Here is a 13,585-nt window from a genome sequence, read left to right as displayed (position 1 = left end):
CTCGGCGGCGGCCGACGCGGGGTCAAGTACCGCGGCACCACGTCGGATACCGAACGGGATGTTGACAGCCGGGGCGTTGGCTGACTGCATGTACCAACCAGTAAGGTCCGCAGCCCCGTTGGGAGGCACGTTGCTCTTCCGTACGCGCTTTGCAAGGCTCGCTCTCACCGGTGTCGCGCTGGTGACGGCCGCGACCGCCGTGACACCGCCGGCGGCCGCCCACGATCCAGGCCGGCATCCCTCGGGCGGCGGTCTGTCCGCCGTGATCCGGTACACCGAGCACGGCATTCCGCACATCGTGGCGCGCGACTACGCCGGCCTGGGCTTCGGCACCGGCTGGGCGCAGGCCGCCGACCAGGTGTGTGTCCTGGCCGACGGGTTCGTCACCGTACGCGGTGAGCGCTCGCGCCATTTCGGCGCGGACGCCGCGCCCGACGGTTCCCTTTCCTCCGCGACGAAGAACCTCTCCAGCGACCTGTACTTCCGCGGGATACGCGAGGCGCGCACAGTCGAGAAACTGCTCGCCGTGCCCGCGCCGGCCGGTCCCGGCCGGGAGGTGAAGGAGCTGATGCGCGGGTGGGCAGCCGGCTACAACGCCTGGCTGAAGCAGAACCGCGTCACCGACCCGGCTTGCCGGGGCGCCGACTGGGTGAGGCCGGTGACCGCCCTCGACGTGGCCCGCCGCGGCTTCGCCGTCTCCGTCCTCGGCGGCCAGGGCCGCGGCATCGACGGCATCACCGCCGCGCAACCCCCCGGCGCCGCCCATGTCCCGGTACCGGACGCGCGGGCGACGGCGCGGGCGGCCCGCGAACTCTTCGCGGCCGAGAGCGCCGACATGGGGTCGAACGCCGTCGCGTTCGGCGGAGACGTGACGGCGAACGGGCGCGGACTGCTGCTGGGCAATCCCCACTACCCCTGGCACGGCGGCCGCCGCTTCTGGCAGTCGCAGCAGACGATCCCGGGCGAACTGAACGTCTCCGGCGCCTCACTTCTCGGCACGACACTGGTCAACATCGGCTTCAACGACAAGGTCGCCTGGAGCCACACCGTCGCGACCGGTGTCACCCTGAACCTGCACCAACTGACGCTAGACCCGGCGGATCCGACCGTGTACCTGGTGGACGGCGAGCGCGAGCGGATGACCGAACGGACCGTCACCGTCCCGCTGAAGGACGGCACGTCCGTCACCCGCACGCAGTACTGGACCCGCTACGGCCCGGTCGTCACCTCGCTCGGCGCATCGCTGCCGCTGCCGTGGTCCTCCTCGACGGCGTACGCGCTCAACGACCCCAACGCCGTCAACATGCGGGCCTCGGACACGGCGCTGGCGTTCGGCAGGGCGCGGTCGACGGGCGACATGCTGGCGGGCCTGCGGCGCACCCAGGGGCTGCCGTGGGTGAACACGATCGCCGCGGATTCGGCGGGCCGGACGCTCTTCACCCAGTCGCAGGTCCTGCCGCGGATCACCGACGAACTGGCGCAGCGCTGCTCGACGCCGCTGGGCCGGGTCACGTACCCGGCCTCCGGCGTCGCCGTTCTGGACGGTTCGCGCGGCGACTGCGGGCTCGGCGAGGACCATGACGCCGTCCAGCCCGGCATCTTCGGGCCGTCCCGGATGCCGACGCTGAAGGACGCGGCGTACGCGGAGAACTCCAACGACAGTGCCTGGCTCAGCAACGCCGACCGGCCCCTGACGGAGTACGAGCGGGTCTTCGGCACGGTCGGGACGCCGCGGTCGCTGCGTACCCGGGGTGCGATCGAGGACGTCTCGGCGATGGCGGACAAGGGTGGGCTGACCGTCGCCGACCTCCAGCGGCAGCAGTTCGCCAACCGGGTACCGGCCGCGGACCTCGCCGTCGCCGACACCGTGCGCGCCTGCAAGGAACTGTCGGCGGACCTGGCGGAGGCGTGCCGTGTGCTGGAGCGGTGGGACCGGTCCATGGACACGGGCAGCCGGGGTGCGCTGCTCTTCGACCGGTTCTGGCGGGCGCTGACCGCGTCGGTGCCGTCCGGGCAACTGTGGAAGGTCCCGTTCTCCGCGGCCGACCCCGTCGCCACGCCGCGCTCCCTCGACACCGGATCACCCGGCTTCGCCAAGGCACTCGCCGCCGCGGTGAACGAACTGCGGGCGGCCGGCATCACGTTGGACGCGCCGCTCGGGCAGCACCAGTCCGTCCTGCGGGACGGCAGGCGGCACCCGGTCCACGGCGGGACGGAGTCGCTCGGCGTGTGGAACAAGATCGAGGCGGTGTGGAACGCCGCGGCCGGCGGCTACACCGAGGTCGCCCACGGGTCGAGCCACATCCAGGCCGTCGGCTGGGACGGCGGCCGCTGCCCCGTGGCCCGCACGCTCCTGACGTACTCCCAGTCGTCCAACCCGGCGTCGCCGCACTACCGGGACCAGACCGCGCTGTTCTCCGGCGAGCGCTGGGTGACGTCGCGGTTCTGCGAACGGGACATCCTGCGTTCGCCGGAGCTGAAGGTGGTGCGGGTGCACGAACGGCACTGACGCGGACGGGGGCGGCGTCTCGGCGGCGGGCCCGGCCGGCCCGCCGCCGGGCCGGCCGACGACGCCCGGCCGGCCCAAGCGGCCTGCCGCCGTCCGTCAGACCTCGACGGAGGCGCGGACGCGGTCGAAGCGCAGCGCCGCCAGGTCCGAGCGGGGGATCACCCAGTGGACGATGCCGGAGTCCAGACGGTCGACGTCCTCGCCGCACATCCAGGTGGCCGGCAGAGCCCACTCGTCGGTGCTCTCGCCCTCGGCCTGCCTCCGCCCGTCCGCAGGCCGCGGCACGGGGTTGACGTTCCGTGTGAGCGGGTTGCCGCCGAGCTGGAAGTGCGGGTACTCCCACCGGCTCGCGCCAGTCCGGGGCTCGGCACCGTCCGCGGTCTGTTGCTCGATCTGCTGGCCACGGCGACCGCGCCGGCGTCGACGCGGCGATGGAGGAGTTTCTCCGACTGTTCTACGGCTCGAAGTGACACGTGATCACCGGCCCTCACAACTCCCGTGGGCCGACGTGGATTCCGGCCTCATACGCCGGCAGCTCCGTCGATGCGTTCACGAAGGAGGTCGGCGTGGCCGTTGTGACGGGCGTACTCCTCGATCATGTGGATGAGTACCCAGCGCAGCGCCGTTCCGCGCCAGGAGTCCTCCCCCTCGACGTCCAGGTCGGGGGCCTCGGTGACGAACCGTTCGGCGAAGGCCACCTCCGTCCGCCACGTGTCCCACGCCGCGGCGATCACCCCGGGGTCATCCGTGGCGCCGTCGAAGTCCCCGTCGGGGTCCGAAGTCGAGGAGAAGAGGGCCGGCACGTCCTGTGCGGCCAGGACCCGCCGGAACCAGCGGCGTTCCACGTCGGCGAGGTGCCGGACCAGGCCGAGGAGCGAAAGCGTGGATGGCTCCACGGACCGCAGGGACAACTCCGGTCCCAGGCCGGAGCACTTCAACCGCAGCGTGGCGCGCTGGGCGCTCAGGACATCGACGAGCATTCGCCGGTCGTCGCCGGTCGTCGGGCCGGTGAACCGGCGCTCGCTGTCGGCGCCGCCGAACAGTTCTGCTCTTCTGGTGGGATCGCTCATGTCCGCCCATCCGTTCGCGGTGTGCGAGCTGTTCGCGCGACCGTGACCGCCACGGCCGCGTATCGCATGCCCATCATGGCTTCACGGCGTGGAGTCCCGGGGTGCGGGTCCGCTGCCGCCGGTGTCGGTGCCGCATGCCACCATCTGCCCCATGACTGACAGCCCGTCACGCGACAATCACGACAACCACGACGACGCCGTCCACACGGTGGCCGAGCTGCTGGAGGCAGACTTCGGTGACTGGGAGCTGGCCACGGTCAGGGAGCTGGTGGCCTCCCGTCCGGGGTGGGAGCAGGGGAAGGTCTACGACGGCCAGGTGGTGGTCACTCCTGGCCGGCCCGGCACCCACCTGGTGCTCGAGGCGGGCAAGCTCGGTTTCGAGTCCACGCGTTACAGCTACGGCCAGGTACATCTACTGAACCACGACTACCGGTCGTCGCCAGGAGGTGCGGCCGCCGCCCGAACAGCCGCTCTTGCGGAGGCACTTGCCACGGTCGGCGACCCGGTGCGGTACGAGGACTGCGGTGGTGCCCCCGGCCTGCGCTGGCGTGGGGAGCGCCACACCGTGATCTTCCAGAGCAGCCGGCGAGCCAGTCGGCTGGCGGTGCACCCCGTCCCGCCGCTCCATGGCTCCGCCGCGGACATCGCCGAGGCGCTGCACGACGGCGGCAAGCCCGGCGAGCGGGAGCGGGTGCTGTCGTACGAGCCCGGCGACACGCTCGCACAGCGCAGATCGGCGTTCGGCGAGGTCTACGACGCCGTCGTCGGCCGCATCGGCCTGCCCACGCTGCACGGTGGATCGGCTCAGGGCCCCGGCGTCCGATGGCGGAACGAGCGGCGGTTGCTGATCCTCACCGGGGACCGCGCGGGTGTGCTGCTGGAGGTCCACGACACCGAGGAGCTGGAAGAGGAGGAGCACCGCACGTTCAAGTGGGGCGGGCCGTGGAGCGCGGACGAGCCGTCGGACTTCCGGCACCTGCCCTACCTGTGGCAGCTGGACCGCGGCGGCCCGGGGTGGGGGCCCGACATATACCCGGGTGGCCGGCTGGCGCCGAGCCTGGACCACCTCCAGGACGCGCTCACGGCGTTGCTCGGTTCGCTCGTGGAACACCTGCCGCCGCAGGTCGGTCTGAACTGGACGGGTTTCGTGATCACGCGGAACGGCCGTGACAGCGTGCGGCTCGGGTTCGATCCAGAGGACGGTCTGCGGGCCTACCGTGCGGACCGTGCCGAGGAGGACTCCGCGGAGAAGGCAGCGGCGATGCGGGAGATCGGCTGGCAACGCCGCGAACGCCGGCAGTGGAGTGCCGGGTTCCCCGAGCCCACCGAGGAGTCCGCCGAGCGGGCCGCCCGCCTGGTGGTCGCCCACTTGCGCGCGGACGGGGTGCGGCACCCGGGTGAGGAGTGCGGGCTGCGCGATGTGAGCTGCAACGACACGGGCACGCTCGATCTTTACGGGGCGGGGGTCGGACGTTGAGCCCGGCCGGGCGTCGCGAGGATCGGGTGTCCGGTCGTCGACGTCGAGCGGCCCGGATGCACGGCGGAGCGCAGACGGATGCGGACAGGACGTGTACCGGGGCGCTTTGCCGTTTCGGCTATTCGACCTCGACCCAGTCGAGGCTGCGTTCCACGGCTTTCTTCCAGCCCGCGTAGCCGTTCTCCCGTTCCTCGTCGCTCCACTGCGGCTCCCACCGCTTCGACTCGTGCCAGTGGGAGCGGAGTTCGTCTTCGCTCTCCCAGAAGCCGGTGGCGAGCCCTGCCGCGTAGGCGGCGCCGAGTGCGGTGGTCTCGGCCACGACGGGGCGGCTGACCGGTACGCCGAGGACATCGGCCTGGATCTGCATGCACAGGTCGTTGGCGGTGACGCCGCCGTCGACCCGCAGTACGTCGAGCGCGACGCCGGAGTCCTGCGCCATCGCTTCGGCGACGTCGCGGCTCTGGTAGCAGATGGCTTCCAGGGTGGCCCTCGCCAGGTGCGCGTTGGTGTGGAAGCGGGCGAGGCCGACGATGGCGCCCCGGGCGTCGGAGCGCCAGTACGGGGCGAACAGGCCGGAGAAGGCGGGGACGAAGTAGATGCCGCCGCTGTCCTGCGCCTGCCGGGCCAGGGCCTCCACCTCGGACGAGGAGCTGATGATGTGCATCTGGTCGCGGAGCCACTGGACGGCGGAGCCGGTGACGGCGATCGATCCTTCCAGCGCGTACACCGCCGGTGCGTCACCGAACTGGTAGGCCAGTGTGGTCAGCAGGCCGCTGCCGGACCGGACGATCTCCGTGCCCGTGTTGAGGACCAGGAAGTTTCCGGTGCCGTAGGTGTTCTTGGCTTCGCCGGGGCGGAAGCAGACCTGGCCGACGGTGGCCGCCTGCTGGTCCCCCAGGACGCCGGTGATGGGTACGGCGGTGCGCAGCGGGCGGGTGGTGCGGGTGGTCCCGAACGCCTCCGGGTGGGAGGACGGGTTGATGGTCGGGAGCATCGCGCGTGGGATGCCGAAGATGTCGAGCAGTTCGTCGTCCCAGTCGAGGGTCTCGAGGTTCATCAGCATGGTTCGGCTGGCGTTGGTGACGTCCGTGGCGTGGATGCCGCCGTTGGGGCCTCCGGTCAGGTTCCACAGGACCCAGGCGTCGGTGTTGCCGAAGACGGCCCGGCCGTTCTCGGCGGCCTGCCGGACGCCGTCGACGTTGTCCAGGATCCACTTGATCTTGCCGCCGGAGAAGTAGGTCGCCGGCGGCAGCCCCGTCTTGCGCCGGATGAGGTCGCCGTGTTCCCGCTCCAGCGTCGCGGCGATGGAGTCGGTGCGGGTGTCCTGCCAGACGATCGCGTTGTAGTGCGGCTGTCCGGTGCTGGGATCCCAGATGACCGTGGTCTCCCGCTGGTTGGTGATTCCGATGGCCGCCAGGTCGGCGGCGGACAGGGCGCCTTGTCGGACGGCGTTCTGCATCGTGGAGTTCGTTCGTTCCCAGATCTCGACGGGGTCGTGTTCGACCCAGCCGGAGCGCGGGAGGATCTGCTCGTGTTCGAGCTGGTGGCGTGCGACTTCGTTGCCGTCGTGGTCGAAGATCATGAAGCGGGTGCTGGTGGTGCCTTGGTCCACCGCCCCGACGAACTCGGGCATGGCTGGCCTCTCACTCGTCCGGTCACTTGTCGGGTGCGGGCACCCGGCCGGGCTCCTGCTCGGCGACGGGCAGGAAGCGGCTGATCAGCAGGCGGTAGAGCAGTGCACCGATCAGACCGCCGATCAGGGGGCCGACGATCGGCACCCAGAAGTAGAGATCGCCGTACTGATCTCGCCAAGCGCCTCCGTAGCCCGTCAGGAATGCCGCCAGCCGGGGCCCGAGGTCACGGGCGGGGTTGATCGCGTAGCCGGCGTTTGTTCCCCAGGCCATGCCGATGGCGACGACGATCAGGCCGATGATGAAGGGTGCGAGATTCGCGCCCGGCGGCGTGTTGAGCAGGTCGGTGACCGCGAAGACGAGCAGCACCAGCAGGGCGGTGCCGATGATCTGGTCACGGAGCGCGCCGAACTGGCTGATCGGGAGTCCGCCGTTGCCCGGCAGCGTGGAGAAGACGATCTCCGTCTTGTCGGTGTGGCCCGGGTCGGCCTTGGCCAGCACCTCGCTGTAGTTCCAGCGCACAATCAGGGCGGCCACGAAGGCGCCCGCGGTCTGGGCCAGGGCGTACGGCAGTACCTTGCTCCACGGGAAGCCTTTGAAGGCCGCCAGTGCGAGGGTGACCGCGGGGTTGATGTGGGCGCCGCTGACCCTCGCCGCCACGTAGATGCCCAGGACGACGCCGAGTCCCCAGGCCCAGGCGATGCTGTCGTGGTCGCCCAGTGCCCCGTCTGTCAGAGCACCACCCGCGACGACCTGTGCGACGACACCGCATCCGAAGAGAATGAGGATCATGGTGCCTGCGAACTCGGCAGAGAGTTCGCCGATGAGACGTGATTTGGACGTCGGTTCCGGCATGTTCTGCGCCTCCCGCCCAGATGGTCGGGCCGATTGTGGCCGCGTCCCGGCCATGCTCCCCCGCACGGGCGCAGTCGGCATCTCGGGTGCGGCTCTCCGGGGAACCGGCGACGGGGAGGCGGAACGGCGAGTCAGCCTTCGACGGCGTCCTCACTGCGGTTCTCGGCGAATTCCCACCAGGCGAGGGGGAGCCAGTCTCCGTCGACGAAACCGTCGACGGCCGACCCGCGGCCGTTGATCGACACGGCGGTCCCCGGCGGGTAGGTGGTACCGGACAGTCCGGACACGGGGACGAGCAGGGTTCCGAGGCGTCGTATCACTGTTCGCGTTCTCTTTCTGCGAGTTTTTTGCGGTTTTCTACGGGTTCTGCGGGTTTTCCGGCTACTTCGCCACTGCTTGCGCAATCAGCGCATACATGCATACGCGACGACAGTAGCCAATTTGTCCCTCCCCGAACACCGGGCGGACCATGAGATGGAACACGAATGCACGAATGCACAGAGGCACGGAAGCAGCAGTGCCGAGCGGAGGTGCGTGAGCATGAAGGCCGTCGTCTACAAGGGACCGTTCGAAGTAGCGGTCGAGCAAGTGGAGAAGCCCGGGATCCAACACCCGAACGACGTGATCGTCCGCGTTACATCGACAGCTATCTGCGGTTCCGACCTGCACATGTACGAGGGCCGCACCGCCGCGGAGCCGGGCATCGTCTTCGGCCACGAGAACCTTGGGATCATCGAGGAGACCGGGGACGGCGTGTCGTCCCTCAAGCAAGGTGACCGGGTGGTCATGCCCTTCAACGTCGCCTGCGGATTCTGCAAGAACTGCACGGCCGGCTTCACGGGCTTCTGCGTGACCGTGAACCCCGGATTCGCCGGCGGCGCGTACGGCTACGTCGCGATGGGGCCGTACAGCGGAGGCCAGGCCGAGTACGTACGCGTGCCCTACGCCGACTTCAACTGTCTGAAGCTCCCGGAGGGCGACGCCAACGAGAACGACTTCGTCCTGCTCGCCGACATCTTCCCGACCGGCTACCACGGCAACGAGCTGGCCGACGTCCGTCCGGGCGAGAGCGTGGCGGTGTACGGAGGCGGGCCCGTCGGGCTGATGGCCGCCTACTCCGCGCTGCTGCGTGGGGCCAAGAAGGTGTTCGTCGTCGACCGGGTGGCCGAGCGGCTGCAGAAGGCCGAAGAGATCGGCGCGATCCCGGTCAACTTCACCGAGGGCAATCCGGTGGAGCAGATCAAGGACCAGACGGCGGGAGAAGGCACCGACAAGGGCATCGACGCGGTGGGCTACCAGGCCCAGGCCCAGGCAACCGGCGAGGAGCGCGAGGAGCCGGCGACCGTCCTGAACTCGCTCGTCGAGACGGTCCGGCCAACCGGAGCGCTGGGCATCCCGGGCCTGTACGTTCCGTCCGACCCCGGCGGTCCTGACGAGCAGGCCAAGAAGGGCATGCTGCTCGTGGCGATCGGCAGGCTCTTCGAGAAGGGACTGCGCCTGGGCACCGGCCAGTGCAACGTCAAGCGCTACAACCGGCAGCTGCGCGACATGATCATCGAGGGGCGCGCACGGCCCAGCTTCGTCGTCTCGCACGAGCTGTCGATCGACGAGGCACCGTCGGCGTACGAGAAGTTCGACAAGCGCGTCGAGGGCTACACCAAGGTCGTTCTGCACCCGAACCGGTGACCTGATCCGGGGCGGCCGCCCGGCAGGCGTGGCCGGGGGCCGTCCCGGCAGAGCCGGCCGGTTCTCCTCCGTCGGTGGCGCAGGCTCCATTGCGCCACCGACGGCTTCGGCCGGTCACGGCACCCGTGCGTTGTGCTTGCCTGCCGGACACGTGCGTGCCCGCCGCGCCGCCTTCCACGACGGTGTGCCGAGCGCTCCCCACTGCCGACTCTCTCGGCCACGGGTGTCCCCGAAGGCCTTCACCGCGTTGGGACAGTGCGTGCCGGTCGCGGCGCGTCCACATGTTCCGGTCGGGCCGTACGGCTCGTACGCGACACTGGCCGGCCGGGCCGTACGTCGAGGAGAGACGGATGGACTACTACGATCTCGGCACCTACACCCGCCAGGTGACGACATCCTCCCCGTCCGCCCAGATGTGGTTCGACCGCGGGCTGCTCTGGTCGTACGGCTTCCACCACGAGGAGGCCGTCTCCTGCTTCGAAGCCGCCGCTGCGGCGGATCCGGACTGCGCGATGGCTTACTGGGGCATCGCCTACGCTCTCGGCCCGAACTACAACAAGCCCTGGGAGTTCTTCGACGGCGAGGACCTGGCCCGAACCGTTGAACGTACCCACGCGGCCGTCGAGCGAGCGCATGAGAGTGCGGCCGGCGCCACTGCCGTCGAGCGGGCCCTGATCCAGGCGCTGCGGTACCGGTATCCGCAGGCGGAGGCGGTCGAGGACTGTTCGGTGTGGAACGAGCCCTACGCCGACAGCATGCGTGCGGTGTACGAACTCGCTCCCGACGACCTCGATGTCGCCACACTCCATGCCGACGCGCAGATGAACCTCACGCCCTGGCAGCTGTGGGACCTGCGGACCGGGCTGCCGGCGGCAGGCTCCCGCACGCTGGAGGCCAAGGCGGTCCTCGAGCGGGCCATCGGCACCGGGCTGGGGCAGACGCACCCGGGCCTCCTGCACATGTACATCCACCTCATGGAGATGTCCCCGACCCCCGAGGCCGCCCTGCCCGTCGCGGACCTGCTCCGTGGCCTCGTACCCGACGCCGGACATCTGCAGCACATGCCCACACACCTGGAGGTGCTCTGCGGGGACTACCGGCGTGTGGTGTCGGACAACACCACGGCGATCGCCGCCGACGAGAAGTACTACGCGCGGGCCGGAGCGATGAACTTCTACACGCTGTACCGCTCGCACAACTACCACTTCAAGATCTACGGTGCGATGTTCCTCGGCCGGTCGGCGACCGCCCTGGAGACCGCCGCACAGCTCGAGGCATCCATCCCGGAGGAACTGCTGAGGGTGCAGAGTCCGCCCATGGCCGACTGGCTGGAGAGTTTCCTCGCCATGCGGGTGCACGTGCTCATCCGCTTCGGCCTCTGGTCCGACATCCTGGGACTGCCGCTGCCCGCCGACCCGGAGCTGTACTGCGCGACGACGGCGATGCTCCACTACGCCCGCGGCGTCGCCTTCTCGGCGACAGGCCGGGTTCCTGAGGCGGAGAGCGAACGCGAACAGTTCCGTGAGGCCGTCTCCCGCGTCCCCGACTCACGCACGTTGTTCAACAACACCTGCGTCGACATCCTCGCGATCGCGTCGGAGATGCTCGACGGCGAACTGGAGTACCGCAAGGGGAACCACGACGCCGCCTTCGCCGCGCTGGAGCGGTCGATCGCACTCGATGACAATCTTCCCTACGACGAACCGTGGGGATGGATGCAGCCCACCCGGCACGCGTACGGCGCCCTGCTTCTCGAACAGGGGCGCGTGGAAGAGGCGGAGGCCGTCTACCGGGCCGACCTGGGCCTCGACGACACGCTGCCGCGTCCTTCACAACACCCCGGCAACGTATGGGCGCTGCACGGATTCCACGAGTGCCTGACGCGCCTGGGCAGGACAGGGGAGGCGCAGATCGTGGCCCAGCAACTGAAGCTGGCGTCCGCCATGGCGGACGTACCGATCAACGCGTCCTGCTTCTGCCGTCTCGAAGCGGTCGGGGGCGCGGCGGAAGGCGGCTGCTGCTGACCGCCACATCGAGGCGGCGCGGGCCCGGCGCCTGCCCGGTCGGGCAGGCACGCGCGGGGCGCACGTCGGGGCGGGTCCGGTGGCGGCGGCGGGTCGGGGTCAGCCGGCGGTACGGCGCCGGTCGCTGCTCCGGCGCAGCCGGGTGGCCTGGCGATCGAGGTCGTCGACGCGGGCGGCCAGTTCCGGGTGGTCGCCAAGGTGCGCGCGGGACTCCATCAGCGGGCGGACGAGGCCGGCGGCGTCGTCGTCGCCGAGGGCCCGGACGAGGTCGTCCACCGTGCCACGCGCCTGGCTGGGGAGGTCGCCGAGGGAGGCGATCTGCCCTGCGAGCCGGCGCAGGTCAGCGGCATTGTCCCGGGCCCAGGCAGTGACGCTGCGGTTGGCGGCACGCCGGTCCCGGGTGGCCTGGACGCGCTGTTCGCCCGTGGTGCCGGCGGCCCCGGGGCGCAGCCGCAGATAGCGGCGCTCGGCGGCCTGGCGGCTGGCGACACCGAGGGGCTGGGCGAGGTCGGCCCAGCTGGCACCCGCGTCACGCGCGGCCTCGATCAGGCCCGTCTCCCAGCCGGCGAGCTGCCGGCGCATCTCACGCAGCAGGAGCAGGGCGGCCAGGGCCTCATCCGGCCCGGTGGGGCCGGGGTCGCCGTCGTCATGGTGGTCACGGCCGGTGCAGGCACGGGCAGTGCGCACCGCTTCGTCGATGGTCCGCAGTGCCGCCGTGGCGGCGAGCAACGAAGCGGGGCTGCTCGGCGGTCCGGGCTGGTCGGCTGGGGTCACGCTGCCTCCTGAGGGTGTCACCCTTTCAATGACATTCCGCCTTGTCATCGGATGGATGACATGTTACAACGGTGTCAGGTGAAGCGCATTGGCCTTGGCACTACTGCCTGAACCAGTGGAGGTGTTTCTGCAATGTTGATGCGCACCGATCCGTTCCGTGAGCTCGACCGGCTCACCCAGCAGCTCCTGGGTTCCACCGGCACATGGTCGAGCCCGTCCGCGATGCCGATGGACGCCTACCGCGAGGGCGACGTCTACGTGATCGCCTTCGATCTGCCCGGCGTGTCCTCCGACGCGATCGACATCGACGTCGAGCGCAACATGCTGACAGTGAAGGCGGAACGGCGACCGGCCACCAAGGCCGACGACGTCCAGATGGAGCTGTCCGAGCGGCCGCTGGGAGTCTTCTCCCGGCAGGTGATGCTGGCCGACACTCTCGACACCGAACACATCGAGGCGGCTTACGACGCAGGTGTCCTGACCCTGCGCATCCCGATCGCCGAACGCGCCAAGCCCCGCAAGATCAGCATCAGCGCCGGCGGCGAAAAGAAGCAGATCGGCGGCTGAGGCAGCCGTCGCCCGACGAAGGAGGACGGGGCGCCACGCACTCCCCCTCCCGCCCCGTCCTCCGCACCGTCGCGAGCACAGTCCGCGAGCACAGTCAGGGGGCAGTAGATGGCCATGCGTTGGCAGGCATTTCTCGACGCCGTGCAGGAGCGCGGCGAATACTCATCGGCCCAGGAGGCCGAACGGGCCGCCCGCACTGTGCTCGCCCTGCTCGGGGCGCATCTGGTGGGCAATGAGCGCGCGGAGCTGGCCGCACGGCTGCCGGAGACCTTCGCCATGATCCTGCTCAATCCGCTCCAGGCGGCAGAGCCCCTGGAGCCCGAGCGCTTCGTGCGGGCGACGGCGGCATGGATCGACGGGGCGACGGAGAAGACCGCGAAGTGGGACGTCAGCGCGGTGCTGAGCGTGGCGGCCGACGCCGCCGGCGACGAGCTGTTGCACCGTGTCCTGCTCCAGTTGCCCCCTGGCTACGACGTCCTTTTCGGACGACCGCAGCACACCTGACAACACACCACGACCGACCCCGCCACGCGGTGCGGCACCGACGTGGCGGGACCACAACGAAAGAGAGGACCACCGACCGTGCAGTGGCAGCAGCTCATCGAGCAGGTGCGCTATTCGGGCCGCTATGCGACCGGCGAGGAGGCCGAAGACGTTCTGCGCGCCGTGTTGACCGTCCTGGGCAGTCATGTCAGCGGCGACGAGCGCTGTGAGCTCGCCCGCCTGCTGCCCGTCGAGGCTGCCGCAATCCTCACCGCCCAGATCCCGCTCACGGAGCCGTTGACGGCGCCCACGTTCGTCGACGCCGTCGCCGGACACCTGCCGGCCTGCACCGGACCGGAGGCGCGCTGGGCCACCAGCACCGTCCTCTCCCTGATCGCGCAGCTCGCCGGCGAGGACCTCTCCCTGCGGATGCTGTCCGAACTGCCCCGCGGCTACGCGCTCCTCTTCGGCCGGGCGGAACTCACCGCGGCCGCCTGACCGTCCCACCC

13 protein-coding genes are annotated in these 13,585 nt (G+C 70.3%); 7 read left to right on the top strand and 6 right to left on the bottom strand.

The window, feature by feature from the left end; genetic code table 11:
• The first annotated feature begins 130 nt into the window (after nt 1–130).
• A complete protein-coding gene (locus ACTMTU_RS28040; RefSeq protein ID WP_441266240.1) occupies nt 131–2,509 on the top strand; it encodes a penicillin acylase family protein in 2,379 nt (792 codons plus the stop codon).
• Nucleotides 2,510–2,605: 96 nt separating this feature from the next.
• Here the strand turns inward: ACTMTU_RS28040 and ACTMTU_RS28035 are convergent, their stop codons facing one another.
• Together ACTMTU_RS28035 and ACTMTU_RS28030 are read right to left on the bottom strand one after the other, a co-directional pair.
• The gene (locus ACTMTU_RS28035; protein WP_441266328.1) at nt 2,606–2,902 is read right to left on the bottom strand and encodes a DUF1963 domain-containing protein; all 297 of its coding nucleotides are present in this window, start codon (nt 2,900–2,902) and stop codon (nt 2,606–2,608) included.
• Nucleotides 2,903–3,030: 128 nt separating this feature from the next.
• Nucleotides 3,031–3,579 (bottom strand): DinB family protein, encoded by a 549-nt coding sequence (locus ACTMTU_RS28030; protein ID WP_441266239.1) that lies wholly within the window; start codon nt 3,577–3,579, stop codon nt 3,031–3,033.
• 151 nt (nt 3,580–3,730) lie between these two features.
• On the opposite strand from ACTMTU_RS28030, the gene ACTMTU_RS28025 reads away from it, so the two are divergent.
• The gene (locus ACTMTU_RS28025; protein ID WP_441266238.1) at nt 3,731–5,056 is read left to right on the top strand and encodes a hypothetical protein; all 1,326 of its coding nucleotides are present in this window, start codon (nt 3,731–3,733) and stop codon (nt 5,054–5,056) included.
• Nucleotides 5,057–5,174: 118 nt separating this feature from the next.
• Here ACTMTU_RS28025 and glpK read toward each other — a convergent pair whose 3' ends face one another.
• From glpK to ACTMTU_RS28010, 3 genes are all read right to left on the bottom strand, one after another.
• Complete coding sequence (gene glpK, locus ACTMTU_RS28020; RefSeq protein WP_441266237.1) at nt 5,175–6,689, bottom strand: glycerol kinase GlpK; 1,515 nt, start codon at nt 6,687–6,689, stop codon at nt 5,175–5,177.
• Between the two features lie 22 nt (nt 6,690–6,711).
• Nucleotides 6,712–7,542 (bottom strand): MIP/aquaporin family protein, encoded by an 831-nt coding sequence (locus tag ACTMTU_RS28015; protein ID WP_441266236.1) that lies wholly within the window; start codon nt 7,540–7,542, stop codon nt 6,712–6,714.
• A gap of 131 nt (nt 7,543–7,673) precedes the next feature.
• Complete coding sequence (locus tag ACTMTU_RS28010) at nt 7,674–7,862, bottom strand: hypothetical protein (protein WP_441266235.1); 189 nt, start codon at nt 7,860–7,862, stop codon at nt 7,674–7,676.
• A gap of 220 nt (nt 7,863–8,082) precedes the next feature.
• Here ACTMTU_RS28010 and ACTMTU_RS28005 point away from each other — a divergent pair, with 220 nt between their 5' ends.
• The gene (locus tag ACTMTU_RS28005; RefSeq protein ID WP_441266234.1) at nt 8,083–9,228 is read left to right on the top strand and encodes a glutathione-independent formaldehyde dehydrogenase; all 1,146 of its coding nucleotides are present in this window, start codon (nt 8,083–8,085) and stop codon (nt 9,226–9,228) included.
• A gap of 350 nt (nt 9,229–9,578) precedes the next feature.
• Nucleotides 9,579–11,252, top strand: a complete 1,674-nt coding sequence (locus tag ACTMTU_RS28000; RefSeq protein WP_441266233.1) for a tetratricopeptide repeat protein — start codon at nt 9,579–9,581, stop codon at nt 11,250–11,252.
• A 99-nt stretch (nt 11,253–11,351) separates the two neighbouring features.
• Here ACTMTU_RS28000 and ACTMTU_RS27995 read toward each other — a convergent pair whose 3' ends face one another.
• A complete protein-coding gene (locus ACTMTU_RS27995) occupies nt 11,352–12,026 on the bottom strand; it encodes a hypothetical protein (RefSeq protein WP_441266232.1) in 675 nt (224 codons plus the stop codon).
• Nucleotides 12,027–12,158: 132 nt separating this feature from the next.
• Here ACTMTU_RS27995 and ACTMTU_RS27990 point away from each other — a divergent pair, with 132 nt between their 5' ends.
• The 3 genes from ACTMTU_RS27990 to ACTMTU_RS27980 all read left to right on the top strand — a co-directional run bounded on the left by ACTMTU_RS27990 (nt 12,159) and on the right by ACTMTU_RS27980 (nt 13,574).
• Complete coding sequence (locus ACTMTU_RS27990) at nt 12,159–12,593, top strand: Hsp20/alpha crystallin family protein (protein WP_441266231.1); 435 nt, start codon at nt 12,159–12,161, stop codon at nt 12,591–12,593.
• Between the two features lie 108 nt (nt 12,594–12,701).
• Nucleotides 12,702–13,097 (top strand): DUF2267 domain-containing protein, encoded by a 396-nt coding sequence (locus tag ACTMTU_RS27985; RefSeq protein ID WP_441266230.1) that lies wholly within the window; start codon nt 12,702–12,704, stop codon nt 13,095–13,097.
• Nucleotides 13,098–13,175: 78 nt separating this feature from the next.
• On the top strand, nt 13,176–13,574 hold the full coding sequence (locus ACTMTU_RS27980; protein ID WP_441266229.1) for a DUF2267 domain-containing protein: 399 nt from the start codon (nt 13,176–13,178) through the stop codon (nt 13,572–13,574).
• The last annotated feature ends 11 nt before the right edge of the window (nt 13,575–13,585 follow it).

It is taken from the genome of Streptomyces sp. OZ13 (genome assembly GCF_052068155.1).
In the GTDB taxonomy this organism is placed as follows: Bacteria; Actinomycetota; Actinomycetes; order Streptomycetales; family Streptomycetaceae; genus Streptomyces.
This window is presented reverse-complemented; position numbering and strand designations above follow the sequence as displayed.

Coding starts and splice junctions, on each gene's coding strand:
- ACTMTU_RS28030 (WP_441266239.1), bottom strand. CDS start 3,579: ATGAGCGATCCCACCAGAAGAGCAGAACTGTTCGGCGGCGCCGACAGC.
- ACTMTU_RS28025 (WP_441266238.1), top strand. CDS start 3,731: ATGACTGACAGCCCGTCACGCGACAATCACGACAACCACGACGACGCC.
- glpK (WP_441266237.1), bottom strand. CDS start 6,689: ATGCCCGAGTTCGTCGGGGCGGTGGACCAAGGCACCACCAGCACCCGC.
- ACTMTU_RS28015 (WP_441266236.1), bottom strand. CDS start 7,542: ATGCCGGAACCGACGTCCAAATCACGTCTCATCGGCGAACTCTCTGCC.
- ACTMTU_RS28005 (WP_441266234.1), top strand. CDS start 8,083: ATGAAGGCCGTCGTCTACAAGGGACCGTTCGAAGTAGCGGTCGAGCAA.
- ACTMTU_RS28000 (WP_441266233.1), top strand. CDS start 9,579: ATGGACTACTACGATCTCGGCACCTACACCCGCCAGGTGACGACATCC.
- ACTMTU_RS27990 (WP_441266231.1), top strand. CDS start 12,159: ATGTTGATGCGCACCGATCCGTTCCGTGAGCTCGACCGGCTCACCCAG.
- ACTMTU_RS27985 (WP_441266230.1), top strand. CDS start 12,702: ATGGCCATGCGTTGGCAGGCATTTCTCGACGCCGTGCAGGAGCGCGGC.